This is a genomic window from Streptomyces cupreus (assembly GCF_014257025.1).
Lineage (GTDB): Bacteria > Actinomycetota > Actinomycetes > Streptomycetales > Streptomycetaceae > Streptomyces > Streptomyces cupreus.
Genome location: NZ_JACMSF010000023.1, coordinates 59,403 through 73,578, shown reverse-complemented (window position 1 = coordinate 73,578; position 14,176 = coordinate 59,403). Strand labels below are relative to the sequence as shown.

The 14,176-nt window shown below is 67.2% G+C and carries 10 protein-coding genes and 2 pseudogenes; 5 read left to right on the top strand and 7 right to left on the bottom strand.

The window, feature by feature from the left end; translation table 11 throughout:
- Positions 1–68 precede the first annotated feature (68 nt).
- Positions 69–1,481: an aspartate ammonia-lyase gene (gene aspA / locus H4N64_RS21840; protein WP_186284093.1), complete on the top strand. Its 1,413-nt coding sequence runs from the start codon at positions 69–71 to the stop codon at positions 1,479–1,481.
- A gap of 36 nt (positions 1,482–1,517) precedes the next feature.
- Entirely contained in the window at positions 1,518–2,459 is a 942-nt protein-coding gene (locus H4N64_RS21835; protein WP_186284092.1) for a glutaminase, read from the top strand.
- Here H4N64_RS21835 and H4N64_RS21830 read toward each other — a convergent pair.
- Together H4N64_RS21830 and H4N64_RS21825 are read right to left on the bottom strand one after the other, a co-directional pair.
- Positions 2,437–3,111: pseudogene (locus tag H4N64_RS21830) on the bottom strand (aldo/keto reductase); the annotation flags it as partial. The gene H4N64_RS21835 and the pseudogene H4N64_RS21830 overlap by 23 nt on opposite strands.
- A gap of 126 nt (positions 3,112–3,237) precedes the next feature.
- Positions 3,238–3,615 carry a hypothetical protein gene (locus H4N64_RS21825; protein ID WP_186284091.1) on the bottom strand — a complete coding sequence of 126 codons (378 nt, stop codon included), beginning with the start codon at positions 3,613–3,615 and terminating at the stop codon, positions 3,238–3,240.
- Positions 3,616–5,192: 1,577 nt separating this feature from the next.
- Between H4N64_RS21825 and H4N64_RS21820 the strand changes: the two genes are divergently transcribed.
- A complete protein-coding gene (locus tag H4N64_RS21820; protein ID WP_186284090.1) occupies positions 5,193–5,534 on the top strand; it encodes a hypothetical protein in 342 nt (113 codons plus the stop codon).
- 74 nt (positions 5,535–5,608) lie between these two features.
- Here the strand turns inward: H4N64_RS21820 and H4N64_RS21815 are convergent, their stop codons facing one another.
- The 5 genes and pseudogenes from H4N64_RS21815 to H4N64_RS21795 all read right to left on the bottom strand — a co-directional run.
- On the bottom strand, positions 5,609–6,013 hold the full coding sequence (locus H4N64_RS21815) for a hypothetical protein (protein ID WP_336246751.1): 405 nt from the start codon (positions 6,011–6,013) through the stop codon (positions 5,609–5,611).
- Entirely contained in the window at positions 6,010–8,100 is a 2,091-nt protein-coding gene (locus H4N64_RS45215) for a hypothetical protein (RefSeq protein WP_260859853.1), read from the bottom strand. Before H4N64_RS45215 ends, H4N64_RS21815 begins: the two co-directional genes overlap by 4 nt.
- Positions 8,097–9,914, bottom strand: a complete 1,818-nt coding sequence (locus H4N64_RS21805; RefSeq protein WP_186284089.1) for a hypothetical protein — start codon at positions 9,912–9,914, stop codon at positions 8,097–8,099. The genes H4N64_RS45215 and H4N64_RS21805 overlap by 4 nt, the downstream gene beginning before the upstream one ends.
- A 67-nt stretch (positions 9,915–9,981) precedes the next feature.
- Positions 9,982–11,439 carry a site-specific integrase gene (locus H4N64_RS21800; protein ID WP_186284088.1) on the bottom strand — a complete coding sequence of 486 codons (1,458 nt, stop codon included), beginning with the start codon at positions 11,437–11,439 and terminating at the stop codon, positions 9,982–9,984.
- A 122-nt stretch (positions 11,440–11,561) separates the two neighbouring features.
- Positions 11,562–11,789, bottom strand: a pseudogene (locus H4N64_RS21795) (aldo/keto reductase); the annotation flags it as partial.
- A 74-nt stretch (positions 11,790–11,863) separates the two neighbouring features.
- Here H4N64_RS21795 and H4N64_RS21790 point away from each other — a divergent pair.
- Entirely contained in the window at positions 11,864–12,517 is a 654-nt protein-coding gene (locus H4N64_RS21790) for a response regulator transcription factor (RefSeq protein ID WP_186284087.1), read from the top strand.
- Between the two features lie 350 nt (positions 12,518–12,867).
- Positions 12,868–14,169, top strand: coding sequence for an RNA-guided endonuclease InsQ/TnpB family protein (locus tag H4N64_RS21785; RefSeq protein WP_186284086.1), 1,302 nt, complete (start codon positions 12,868–12,870; stop codon positions 14,167–14,169).
- Positions 14,170–14,176: the final 7 nt, after the last annotated feature.

Here is a 14,176-nt window from a genome sequence, read left to right as displayed (position 1 = left end):
GCAAATTGATACAGCCCCGCGCCCCTAGGTATGTCTCCCTTGCCCTTTTCAGAAAGTAGAGCCCTCTCATGACCGCCGCCGTCACCCGTAGCGAACACGATCTGCTCGGCGACCGTGACGTTCCCGCCGACGCCTACTGGGGTGTGCACACCCTGCGTGCCACCGAGAACTTCCCCATCACCGGCACCCCGATCTCCGCGTACCCGCATCTGATCGACGCCTTGGCCGCCGTCAAGGAGGCCGCCGCCCTCGCCAATGAGGAGCTCGGGCTGCTGGAGCCGAAGAAGGCCGCCGCCATCGTCGAGGCCTGCCGGGAGATCCGCGACGGCAAGCTGCACGATCAGTTCGTCGTCGATGTCGTCCAGGGCGGCGCCGGCACCTCGACCAACATGAACGCCAACGAGGTCGTCGCCAACCGGGCGTTGGAGCTGCTCGGGTTCGAGAAGGGGCAGTACCGGCATCTGCACCCCAACGAGGACGTCAACCTGAGCCAGTCCACCAATGACGTCTACCCGACCGCCGTCAAGATAGCGACGGTGTTCGCGGTCCGTGGACTGCTCAAGGCGATGGCTGTACTGCAGGACGCCTTCGCCCGTAAGGCCGTCGAGTTCCGCGACGTGCTCAAGATGGGCCGTACACAGTTGCAGGACGCGGTCCCCATGACGCTCGGTCAAGAGTTCTCCGCCTTTGCCGTCATGATTGACGAGGACCGGTCCCGTCTTGACGAGGCCGTCGAGTTGATCCATGAGATCAACCTCGGCGCCACGGCCATCGGCACCGGCCTCAATGCCCCCGCCGGATACGCCGAGTCGGCCCGCCGTCACCTCGCCGAGATCACCGGACTGCCCCTGGTCACCGCCGCCAACCTGGTCGAAGCGACCCAGGACTGCGGTGCGTTCGTCCAGATGTCGGGTGTCCTCAAGCGGATCGCCGTCAAGCTCTCCAAGAGCTGCAACGACCTGCGCCTGCTGTCCTCCGGTCCGCGCGCGGGACTCGGTGAGATCAACCTGCCGCCGGTGCAGGCCGGTTCGTCGATCATGCCGGGCAAGGTCAATCCGGTGATCCCCGAGGTCGTCAACCAGGTCGCCTTCGAGGTGATCGGCAACGACGTCACCATCACCATGGCCGCCGAGGCAGGACAGCTCCAGCTCAACGCCTTCGAGCCGATCATCCTGCACTCCCTGTCGGAGTCCATCACCCATCTGCGGGCCGCCTGCCTGACCCTCGCCGAGCGCTGCGTGGACGGCATCACCGCCAACACCGAGGAACTGCGCCGGACCGTGGAGAACTCCATCGGTCTGGTCACCGCCCTCAACCCGCACATCGGGTACACGGCCGCCACCGACATCGCCAAGGAGGCCCTCGCTACCGGCCGCGGTGTCGCCGAACTCGTCCTGGAGAAGGGCCTGTTGCCCGCCGAGGCGCTGGCAGGCCTGCTGCGGCCCGAGGTCCTCGCGGGCAGCGGTTCACCGCTCGCCTGACCTGCGAAAGCGCGCCAGGACCGGCCCGGAGGCACAATGGTGATCATGAGTGTTCCACCGTCGTCCCAGACCTTCCGGCCGGTCCTGGAGCGCATCGCCGACGAGATCGGGCGCACCCCGGGCCGCGGCCGCGCCGCCGACTACATCCCGGCACTCGCGGCCCGCGACCCGCGCAGCTTCGGCATGGCCGTCGCCGAGCTCGACGGCACGGTGTACGGGGTGGGGGACTGGCGTGAGCCCTTCTCCACCCAGTCCATCACCAAGGTCTTCACCCTCGCCCTCGACCTGGCCCGCGAGGGCGACGAACTGTGGGAGCACGTGGGCCGCGAGCCCTCCGGCAATCCCTTCAACTCCCTGGTGCAGCTGGAGTACGAGAACGGCATCCCGCGCAATCCGTTCATCAACGCCGGTGCCCTCGTCGTCACCGACCGCCTCCAGACCCGTACCGGCGACGCGGCGGGCGAACTCCTCGCCTTCCTGCGCGCGGAGAGCGGCAACCCCACCCTGGACTTCGACAAGGACGTCGCCGCCTCCGAGTCGGCGCACGGTGACCGCAACGCCGCCCTGTCCCACTTCATGGCCTCCTACGGCAATATCGACAACCCGGTTCCGGTTCTGCTGGACCAGTACTTCCGCCAGTGTGCGATCCGCGCCTCCTGCGCCGACCTCGCCCTGGCCACCGGCTTTCTGGCCCGCCACGGCGTCCGCGCCGACGGCTCCCGCCTGCTGACCCGCAGCCAGGCCAAGCAGGTCAACGCGGTGATGCTGACCTGCGGCACCTACGACGCGGCGGGCGACTTCGCCTACCGAGTGGGCCTGCCCGGCAAGAGCGGCGTGGGCGGCGGCATCATCGCCGTCGTCCCCGGCCGCTGCACCCTGTGCGTCTGGAGTCCGGGCCTGGACGAGCGCGGCAACTCGGTGGCGGGGGTGGCGGCACTGGACCGCTTCACCACGCTCACGGGCCTGTCGGTGTTCTGATCGGCTGGGCCTGCTCAGTCGTGAGGTCGACGAGATCCTCTTCGGTGAGGACGATCGACGCGGCGGCGGTGTTCTCCTCCAGATGGGAGAGGGAACCGGTGCCGGGGATGGCCAGGGTGACGGGCGAGCGGGCGAGCAGCCAGGCGAGCGCGATCTGCGGGACCGTGGCTCCGTGCCGCTCCGCGACCTTGGCCATGCGGTCACCGGTGAGGTCGCTCAGGCCGCCGCCCAGGGGGAAGTACGGCACGTAGGCGATGCCGGCCTCCTCGCAGGCGGCCAGCACCTCGGTGTCGTCGCGCTTGGCGGTGTGGAAGTGGTTCTGGACCGCGGCGACGGGTGCGATGGCCCGGGCCTCGGCGAGGTGGGCGGCGTCGACATGGCTCAGCCCGAGGTGGCGGATCAGCCCCTCCTCACGCATCGCGGCCAGTGCCGCGAAGCGCTCGGCGACGGACTCGCCGTGCGGCGGCGGTTCGATGCCGCCGATGCGCAGATAGACCAGGTCGAGGCGGTCCAGGCCGAGGCTTTCGAGGTTCTCCTCGACCAGCGGTCGAAGGGCAGCCGGGTCGGAGGTCGCGGCCAGTCCGCCGTCGGGGGTGAAGAGGGGGCCGACCTTGGTCGCGATGACCAGACCGGCCGGGTAGGGGTGAAGGGCCAACTTTCTCCAGACCTCGGTATGTCTCACGAGACACGTATGCCTCGCTTGGGCCGGGCGGTGTGGCCAACAGTCCTCACGTTGAGCGAGCCGGACGACTCTGCCTCAGTCGACCTATTCTTCCTCTCAGAGGGGGTCCAACAGTTCGTAGAACAGTCGATTCCGGTTCGGAATCTCTCTCATCGCGGTAGCCACTACATTTGCCCAGGTGTCCACGTAGGTGCGCCTATCTAGTCCGTTCGGAAGGCAGATGCGGCGCGATCCGTTGATGATTCGGGCGATATCGCCTCTGGTCATCTGGGCGGAACTCTCAAGAATGCTCCGCTTAGGAACCTCCAGAAGATCGAGCACCTGTGGCATAGCGTTGCGTCCATGGGTTCGCAAGAGGTCGAGACATGTACCGGCGGGTACCTCGGTGCCCTGCACGGAAGTCAGATAGTCGTAGGTGTGCGGGTACTCTGCCCTGGCCGTGAGAACAACGTCGCTGTTCTTGGTGCTGTCCACGATCCTGACGGCAGCCCGTCGGCTCTCGGTTGCGCGAATGGCGTGAACGCGAATTAGTGATGCCAACAGATCCCAGGCCTCTACCGGTAGCGGCTCCAAGAATAGACACGTGTCCACCACCGGCAGTAGTCGTTCGATGCACCTAAGGGACTGTGGAGATGTCATAGGGTTGAACTCAACCATCAGAGAACCGAGGCGATCGAGGGCGCTTGGGTGAGAATCTGACTCACCCACAAGGTATGCGCACTCCAAGCCGTGCAAGCCCACCAGGGATATGACTGAAGATGAAAGCACGTGATCATTTACTGCCGTAGGTGTCACCCTTGACGCGTAGCCTGTTTTAGTTGCCGGTATTTCGGCGGCGTATCTAGTCAATCTCAGCGCGAGCCTGTCTTGAGACAATTCTGGTCCCCACTGCGACTCGGCGATGCTTCCGTCGCTGCGAAGATGGACTGACGATTGTGCCTCAAGTGAATCGCGATCACCGATGAGTAGATGTGCCGCTTCGTGGGCCATGGCGAAGGTAATCGCCGAACGGAACAGCAGGCCTGACCATGGAGATATCCTAGGGCGATAGCTCGCTATGATGCCGTGGAAGTTCAGTTGTATCAGTAGGTCTCTGAATATTGCTGAGCGGGCCATCGCGGCATACGTGCTCGGTGGGGCTCCCGTGATTGCAGGAGCCCCGAACCGACTAATGGCTAGGCGTAGAAGCGGTTTTGATATCTCAAATCTCGCCAGAGTGGAGAGAAGCAGAACGATACATATGAACCGGTGGGAAACGAGCAGTTGGCTGCTTCCGTCCTTGAACCTTCGGAGGCTAACGATTCTGCCCGAGGCGGTAGAGTGAACTGGGACAACGCCACCTATTGCATGGGTATCCAAGGTGCTCAGCTCGTGATCGTCAAGGTTGCTTATAGCCTGTACCAGTTGCGCCCAAATGCCATCGATGGTGGCTTGTTCCGGGCTGTGCGGATATCGCTTTCGCCGCTGTCGCAAGTACGCGCGTCGACCGGTTTCGAACCACCCGGTCTCCCTCTCTGAATCCCCTTCCCAGGTACTAGGCTCGCCTTGTTGGAGTTGCAAGCGTGCACGTTCCGCGTCCGAGTCCACAACGGATCGCGGCTGTATGGGTAGCTGATCATCCATGCGCGACCGCCGTCGGAGTTGGCCATCTGCCTTACCTTGACGCTAGTCCTCCCAGCACTGGTTTGCAGCTCCACAGCCCAGCGTTAGGATCCGCAGGCTGCGTCACGCCCCAAGGGCCAGCGGTGTTGGCATGGTCGGTCCACCACACAGGCATGAGGACTGCCAGAGCCGCCCTGCAGGCCAGCCGGGTCGGATGCGCTTGACGCTGGTGCATCAGCGTGGCCCCCGCCGGAACCGCACCTTGTAGAAGGTCGACCGCCCGACCAGCTATCGCACGGCGCACCGACGGAAATCCGTCGTGAAGGGTCAGCACGCGCCTAATATGGGCCCCCAGGCGAGTGGGGACCGTCAGCCAATGCGGTTGAAATCTTCCATCGTGATCGACGATCGCCAATATGCCTGGGAGAGGTCGAGGCAGGAGAACTCAATTGGACCAAATGCCGGAGCCCGATAAGCAGATCGAGGAGGCGCTTCTCGCCGCCCTTGCTGGGGAACTGTACGGCGAAACCGCTGAGGAGTTCGGTCCGGCCGACGTGCGACGGGGCATTGAAGACGCCCGGAACTGGCTGGAGGGGTGGCTGTCCCGCCATCGACAGGATCTCTGCGCGGAACTAGGCCGTCGCGGTTTCCGATCCTCGTCCACGGTGGATGCCATTGTGGACGCCGCCACGATGGTGGACGTAATTGTCGGCCTTGGCCTCGGGCAGGCAACTGCTGCGATTGTTGCTGCACTTATCTTCAAGTGGGGCATCCGGAATCTGTGTAACTAGGTGCCTAGGCGAGACGGTCCGCTCACTGCGACTACTTGCAGAATGGACTTGAGCACCCGATTTCGCGTCAATAGTCAGCGCTTCCGGCTGAGTGGAATAGGGATCACTGCGGCCGAATGGCCATTGGCGTGCTCACGCAGCGATGCGTTCTCCGCGAGGAGCGTCATGATGACGGTGGCGGCCGCGTCGACCTGCTCCTGAAGGGCGTGACACTCCTGGCGGCTCCTGCGCAGCTTGCCGCGGAGCTCGGCGAGCTCCGTGGTGTGTCGTTGCTGCAGGACGCCAGCTGGGCTGGTGGCGGTCCGGCAGTCCCACTCGGTGAGGATCTCGGTGGCCCGGTGCATCGTGGCCCGGCTGACCCCGGCCTCGCGGCAGAGGTTGTTCTTGGTGAGCTTGCCGTCGGTGTGCTGGGGCTGACCCGACAGGAGCCGTTCCATGGCATTGCGCAGGGCCTGTTCGGTCTTGGCGGAGACGGTCACTGGCCGGCCTTCTTGAGCATCAGGGCCACCTCGTTCAGCTGGGCGTCGAGCAGGGCTCGGCGGTTGGCGGGGAGCTTGGGATCGGCTCGCAGCCGGTTCAGGGAGCTGCGTTCAGCCGTCCAGATCGGTAGGTGCTCGGGTCCGAGGATGCTGTTGGCGCATCGGGAGGGCTGGCAGCGGTCGAGGAGAGGGCCGCGGTGTCCTTTGGGAACGACGGCGTCCTCGAGGCACTTGGCCCCGACGGGGTCGTCGTCGTTCATGGTGCAGTGGTTGAGCGTGCCGAAGCGGATTGAGAACCGGGTGCGCTGGAGCAGGTCGTGTTCGACCCGGAGGTCGCCGCGCTGGGCTTTGCCGGTGGCCCGCAGCTCGGCAGCCTTCTCGCGCACTGCGGCGAAGGCCTCGCGCATGCGGTCGGCGCCGGGGCCGAAGCCGATGGTCTCGCCGCGGCTGTCGGCCGCGAAGAGTTCCTTGACGCGCTGGAACTTCCGCTCGGAGACGGCGTTGTCGAGATGACGGGCCCAGGATGAGGCGGGCTCCATGTAGCCGCCGGTGGTCCGGTTGGCCAGGGCTCGGGTTGCGGCGTGCTTGAGCTGCATGCCGACCGCGATCTCCGAGCCGGGAAAGTCCCGGGTGAGCATTGCCATGGTCCTGCGGAACATGTGCGGTGTGATGTGCTGGGGCGGGATCTCGTCCAGACCGGTGATGTTCCGGCGTCGGTTGACGTGATCGACGAAGTCCTCGATCACGTCCTTGCTGGTGAACAGGGTTTCCGCATCGCGGCCTGGGACGGACGCGAACGCCAGCTCGGGGTGCTGGGAGAGCTGTTCGGCGAGCTCGATGGCTCGGGCGACCGGTTCGATGATCCACCAGTGCTTGACAGGCAGGTCCGCGTCGAGCTTGACCTTGGTCGACTTCACGGCCGGTGTGCTGAAGTACTCGACGACGGAGCCCTTGGTGATCTCCCGAATTTCGGAGTCCCGCATCATCGAAAGGGCCGCCACGAAGATGTAGCAGGCGTTGCGCAGGGCCGTGGCCTCGCGCCCGAGCTGCCTGGGCAGCAGTGCGTCGTGCCAGGGTCCGCGGCTTCCGTCGGGGCGGTCGACCTCCACCAGGTCGGGCAGCAGCCCGTGCTGGACGCGGCCGGCCACGACGAGCCGTTCGACGGAGGCCCGGCGTGCGCGGCCGGTGCTGCTGGTGGTGGAGAACAGGTTCCTGCGGTCTGCGTCGAGTCCGACCATCCGGGCCAGCAGGTCCCAGTGGACCGGGCCTTCCCGTCCGGTCTGGGCGCTGGGCGGTCGGGCCGGGACACGGCTTGCCGGGTCGGCTAGCCAGGCTGTGAGCCGACGGTCCGCTTCCGGCAGCTTGATGTCTTCCGCGTGTGCCTCGATCGCCTGCCAGCGATCGAGGGCCCGCAGGATGTCCGGGGCGAAGACAGTGATGTAGGTCCAGGCGGCCCGGACCAGCGGGAACCAGGTCGCCGGCTTGACCACGGGCGTCTTGAGCGGGCCGTTGACCGGCAGCTTGAGGACCGCGGTGGCGGACGTGCCCGGCCAGGGGTCTTCCTCCAGGCCGCCGTTGGCCAGGGCCCGGCCGAACCGGTGCAGGGCCTTGATGACCACGATGTGGTCGACGAGACGGGGCTCTGGGTCCGGGTTGCTGTGATGAGCGAGGAAGCGGTGGAAGTCCTCCGTCGCCCACCGGCTGACCAGCTCGGGCAGCTGCTGGTTGGCTCCGAAGACGGAGAGTTCCCGCAGACACGTGGTCCGCTGGCGGACGGTGTTGGCGACACGAGGGTCGTCCGCGAGGTGGATGCCGCGGGCCAGCAGCGCCGGGTGGCGCGGGTTGAACCAGATCATGGCCAGCTCGCGGGCCAGCAGGTTCACCGCCGGTGCCAGGCCGGGAAAGGGCACGCGCATGTGTGAGGGGTGTTGGTTGACCGGTTTGCGCAGCACTCCGTTGAGATCCCAGCACTCCCGCTCCGAGAAGACGGGCGGCTTGGCGCCGGGCAGCAGCGGGTGGGACTGCACCACGGGCTCGTCGTCGCGGAAGACCGAAGACCTCGTTGGGAGGGGAAGTTGCTTGGTCATGACTCGAACTCCACGTGGGCGGCGAGGGGAAGCTGCAGGGACAGCCCGTCCTCGGCGATCTGCCGGCGGGCCGTGGTGATTTCGGCGTCCGTACGGGCTTTGATCGACTCGTTGATGTTGATGCGGCTCTGTCCCCAAAGGGCGTGAAATACCCGAGGGGACAGCCGCAGCTGCAGCGCGTCCAGGTGGTCGGCGAACAGCAGAAGCTGCGGGAGGTTGGAGGGCAGGACGAAGGCGTTGCGGCACTCCAGGCAGCGGGTTGGGGCGACCGGACAGAGCTGGCCGGTGCGGCCGAACGGGGAGTCGAAGGGGTCTTTGCAGCTGGACACCCCCATGTCGAGCTGGCCGTCCCGCAGCTGGTCGATCTCCTCCTGCGACAGCCCGAGAGCATCGGCCGCCCCCGGCTCGGCCAGCGACTGCTCGGCTTCTTCGCTCAGCACCACCGGTCCGTTCAACGCGTTATCCAGCCACCGTCGCTGAGCTGTGGCGATGACGTTCCCGGCGATCACCCGCAGTGTCGTGCCGTGGGCGTAGTGCCCGCGGAAGGTCTGCTGCGAGTGGTCATCGGCGATGTCGCTGACCCGGCCCCTGAAGGCCAAGGCCTTCTCGACCTTGCCGGACTTGCGAAGACGCCGGATGTCGACCGGACCCTCCACGCTGACGCCATGGAACTCGAGCCAGTCGGAGAACTGGGAGGCCACCGTGTCTCCGCTGAACCGTCGGATCCGCAGCGTGTAGGGGTTGACGGCGGCGCGCAGGAACAGCGGGACAGGCTCGATGCGCGCCCGACGGGCCAACGGCGTGGCCAGTTCAAGGAGCGCCTGGGTGAGAGCCGCGGTGTCCAGCTTCGGCCGCCGGGGATGGAGCAGCCCGCCGGTCTGCTCGACGGAGGTGCTGAACGCCTGCCGGGTGTGGGTGTGGGCCCGGCCCTTGGTGAAGTCGATCACCACACTGCGCGGGCCGAACTCGATGTCGTCCTCGGTCAGCGCGCTGACCTCTTCGGACGAGCGGCCAGTGGCCGCCATCAGCAAGATCCGATAGCTGTGCAGATCGAGGTTGTGCGGGAACAACTGGCGAACCAGGTGACGCAGCACCATCCGCTTGCCGAACTGCGGAAGCGTTCCGGGCGGGATGACCTCGCGCAGCGGCGGCGGCATCTCGTGCCACCCCGGCAGGTGCTCGGCGATCTCCTCGCAGGTCCAGGCATCATTCGCGATCGCCCAGAGCAAGTTCGCGAGGCGGTCCCAGCCGTTCTTGGCCGGGTCCTTCCCGGTGGCCGCCAGCTTCCAGCCCCGCCGGATCCTCGCTGTGATCGCAAGGTGATCGGACCAGGCGGCCTTCACCAGCTCTTTCTTGTCCGCGCGGGTGAACTCATCCAACTCCTGGGTCTGTCCGCCGCGAAGACCGGCATGTCCGCTCGCCCAGCGACGCAGGCTGGCCGCGACCGGGCGGTCCGGATGCTCGGCCCGGCGCGTGATGAGAATGCGCAGTTTGCCGGCGAGCGCGGCAGGCACCCGTGAGCCGGCGCCGTAGGCGGCGGGCAGCAGGCGAGTCCAGTCGGTCAGCGCGTGGGCGAGGTCGGGCTCCGGCTCACCCAGCGAGGCCTTCACCGCGTGGGGAACGTGGGCATCGACGTGCTGGCAGAACAGCGTGATGGCCTGGCGATACAAAGCCGCGGCGGTCGCCGACAGCGTCGCGGAGGCGGCTTTCTCCACCCACTCGTCCGCCAGCTCGCCCGCGAGGTGTGCGCAGGCGAAATCAGATGGGTCGAGCGAAGGGCTTTGCTGGCGGCCATCGGCGGTCTGGCCGGTCACCGTCCGGATGCCGATCCGGACGGGCTCCGCTGCCCGCGGACCGGGAAGCGGGAAGTTCCGGGTGTGCTCACCGCGGCGCGGCATGGGCGTTCTCTTCCAGGTTCAGCAGGTGGCGGGCGATGGTGACGTATGAAGCGCCGTCGGCGACGGTCCACTCGCGGAAGGCGTCGTCGACCTCCCGCATCGGGTCCTTCAGGTAGCGGATGTAGCGGTAAGTCGTCGATGGAAGGACATGACCGAGCCGGCGCTGGACCACCAGCAGCGGGTTCCTGGTCATGTGGTCCAGCAGCGTCGACATCGGAAGCTGCTGCCTCTCGGCGTCGCCAAGAGCCTCCCGGGTCAGGAAGATCAGCAGACGTAGGGCGAAGGTGTGCCGCAGATCGTGATAGACCCAGCAACGACACGGCACCTGCGGGGCATTCTGATCTGCTGACCAGGCCTTGAGCCGGTCCCAGGCCCCCCAACGCACCCGGTCCCAGCCCGAGGCGGTCAGCATCTTCCCGCCCTGACCGATGAACAGCGCCAGCGGCTCCAGCCCGCCGCCGGTCTCCAGCACCGTGATGCGGCGCAGGTCCGGGGCCAGGTCCTTGATCGATCGGGTGACGGTGCGGCCTTCGAGGACGCCTCGCACCTTCGTGTCGTCGGCCTCCAGCCGCTGAACCACGAACAGGTCCTGGTGCCGGCGCCGCAGCGTGCGCTGGGCCTTCGCCACGATCTCCGGCCGCTCGATCATCAAGTAGGGATCCAGCAACTCCATCGCTCCGACCGGGACGTAGACGGACCGAGGCCGCTTCTGCTTCGCGCAAGCCGCCAGATCGACATCTGCAGTTTGCGGGCGATGTCCTGCCATCAGACCGAGTTCGGGCAGCAGCAGCGTGGACCACTCCTGGGCTCGCATCCCGGTCAGCAGCGCGAGTTCGACCGCAGCCCGATTGCGATGCGGGCGCCACCCGCCGAACGTCTCGTCGAGTTCGGACGCGGGCGTCAGCCCACCGAACCCGACGTCCCGGAAGAACAGGTACTGCTCCAGCTCGAGATGCCGCACCCGCACGTCCGTACTGAAGCCGCTGCCCAGCGACTCCCCCTGCGACGACCGCCACGGACTGGCCCGCACGTAGCCGACGCGGACCAGGTGCTTGTAGAGGCTGACGATCGCGGCAGCGTCCCGGTCCCAGGTAGTTCCCCCCACCGTGTCCTCGGCGTCCGCACGCCGCCACTGCCGGAACTGCAAGATGTCCATCTCGGTGGCCGAGCGCAGGTCCACCCCGCGAGCCAGCAGGAATCCGAGCAGCATCAGCACCGTATAGGCGTAGGCCCGCATCGACTTCGCATCCCGCCGGGCCAGCGCCAGGCTGCGAAACCACGAGGAGACCGGCTCCACCGGCCGCATCGCTTCGTCCAGGAGGACCGGCGTACCCACCGGCAGGCGATACCGCTCAAGAGCCCCCGCCAGCAGAGACCGATCGATCCCTGCGACATCACCCACCCGCCACACCGCCCGGTGGTTGGCGAAGTACAGCCGCACCGATCCCTCCCGTACCGACCTGAGCACGTTCGCACGTACGCAGTCACGGCAACGGAAGACCGCTGCCGATGGCTACGGGGCGCACAAGGATCTCACCCAGATGAGACACCCCTCGATGTCTGGAGAACCTCGCGGATCAGGGTGTTGGCCCGCACGGTGCGGTCGCCGCTGGTGTAGAAGGCGGCGGTGTCGATGTGGTTGACGCCGAGTTCGACGGCGCGGCGCAGGACGGCGCGACCGGTCTCGGGATCGCGGGCCGGGCCGTGGAAGCTGTTGGTGGGCAGGCGCATCGCCCCGAAGCCCATCCGGTCGATCGGAAGGTCGCCACCGAGGCGGAAGTCATTGCTCATGAATCCAGCCTGGTGGGCGGGGCGTTCGGGCCGCGAGCCCCTGGCAGCTTGCTGCCATCGGGGAGAATGAACGCGTGGCAGAGACCGTGACGATCCAAGGTGACCTGGAGCTGCTCGCGCGCACCGCGCATCTTTTCTCCTCGGTCCGCGAGGAGTTCGTCTGCGCCGCCCGCGACCTCGACACCTGGCCGCACCACGGCGCCCGGCAGGCCGCCCGTGACCGGGTGCGGCACAGCGGTGCCCCGCGGATCCGCAAGCTGTACAGCCCCGCCGCGCTGGCCGACGAGCACAGCCGCGAGCATCTGAGCCAACTCGTCGACAGGGGCGGCCAGGTGCGCATCGCCGACGCCGCTCTGCCCCACGAGACGATCATCATCGACCGTCGGTACGCGATCCTCGCCGGGGCGAGCGCCCCCGGCGGCCGTGAGTACACCGTGACCGGCGCACCCACCCTGGTCGGCGGAGTGCACGCGCTCTTCGAGGCCGCCTGGGAGGCCGCCACCAACCTGGGGGACTTCCTGCGTGCGGAGCGGCCGCAGCTCGACGCGGGAAGTCGGACGGTCCTGCGCGCGCTGGGCTCTGGCGTCACCGACGCGACAGCCGCGCGGGAGCTCGGCATGTCCCTGCGCACCTACCGTCGCCGGGTCGCCGAACTGCTCGACACCCTCGACGCGGAATCGCGCTTCCAGGCCGGGGTGCGCGCGGGTGAGCTGGGCCTGAACCGCTGACGCCTAATGCGGTTGAGCACGCGGCCCGCCTGATGAAGATCGCACTCATGTTCTCGCGCAAGCCTCGTCGCCCGGGCGACCGCTGCCGGTGCGAGCTGCTGGACCGACGCTCCGGCCGTCACGGCCGACAGCGTGAGTTCGGGGCGCGGGAGGAGCCGAATTGCCGCCAGGGTGATTCGGCGTTCCGGAAGGTACGGGGGCTGAGGGCGACCGCGAACAGGTGGTGGTGAGGGGGAGTTGAGGATTGGGGCCGGTGGCCGGGCGGGGCTGCCGCCGGGAGCGGTCATTCTCATGGGTGACGTTGATCGATGGTGTGCGCGGCCGGGGAACACGCGGGCTAGGTTCGCGGCATGGCACGGTTTCGGATGTACCCGACGAGCGAGCAGGCGGGCATCATGCTCGAGCACTGCGCGCACGCCCGGTACGTGTGGAACCTCGCTGTGGAACAGCACGCGCACTGGATGCCGGGTCGCAGGTCCGCGCCGGGTTTCGCGGAGCAGTGCCGTCAGCTCACCGAGGCCCGGCGGGACAACGAGTGGCTGGCCGCTGGGAACGCGGACGTGCAGCAGCAGGCGCTCAAGGACTTCGCCAAGGCCAAGAGCGCCCGCTTCACGTCCGGGTTCGGTGAGCCGACCTGGCGCAGGAAGTACCGGCACGAGGGCTTCCGGGTCATCGGCACCGACCGGGTACCCGAGTACGAGGCGGACGGCAGCCCGAAGCTGAATGTGAAGACCGGCAAGCAGGTCCTGGGCCGGTCGGTGGTCGTGCAGAAGCTCAACCGGAGGTGGGCTCAGGTCAAGGTGCCCGGTTGCGGCTGGGTCCGCTTCCGCCTCAGCGCCAAGGGCAAGGGTGCGAAGCTGCCCCACGCGAAGACGTTCCGGGTCACCTTCCGCAACGGCCAGTGGCACATTGCCTTCGCCGTCATCCCGGGTCCGACTCCTGCGCCCGGCACGGGAGAGGTCATCGGCATCGACCGGGGCGTGACGATCACGGCGGCCCTGTCGGACGGCCGGAAGCTGAACTGTCCGCAGCTAACCGTCAGGGAGCGGGCACAGATCCGCAAGCACGAGCGGCGCGCAGCCCGCGCTCCGAAGGGCAGTGCACGGAAGACCTCCGCCTATGCGAAGGTCGCCCAGCTCAAGGCGAGGGAAGCGGACCGGCGCAAGGACTGGTGCGAGAAGACCAGCACCCTGCTCGCCCGCACGTATGACGTGATCCGGTTCGAGAAGCTGAACATCAAGAACATGACCCGCTCCGCGAAGGGAACCGTGGAGCAGCCCGGCAAGAGTGTGGCGCAGAAGTCGGGCCTGAACCGGTCGATCCTCGCCCAGGGTTGGGGTCTGCTGCGTCAGCGCACCGAGCACAAGGCCCCCGGCCGGGTCGAGGACGTTCCCGCCCCCTACACCAGCCTGCGGTGCAGCGCCTGCGGATGGATCGAGAAGAAGTCGCGCAAGAGCCAAGCCGACTTCGCGTGCGTGTCCTGCGGCTTCACCTGTAACGCGGACACCAACGCAGCAACCAACATCGCGGCAGGACAGGGCGGGATTCCCCGCCCCCGGTGCTCAGCCGGTGCCGGAGGGGCGACAGCGGCCACCGGCCGTTCGAGCGCCCGTGAACCTCAACCCACCTGGGTTGGAATCCCCCTCTTTTAAAGAGGGG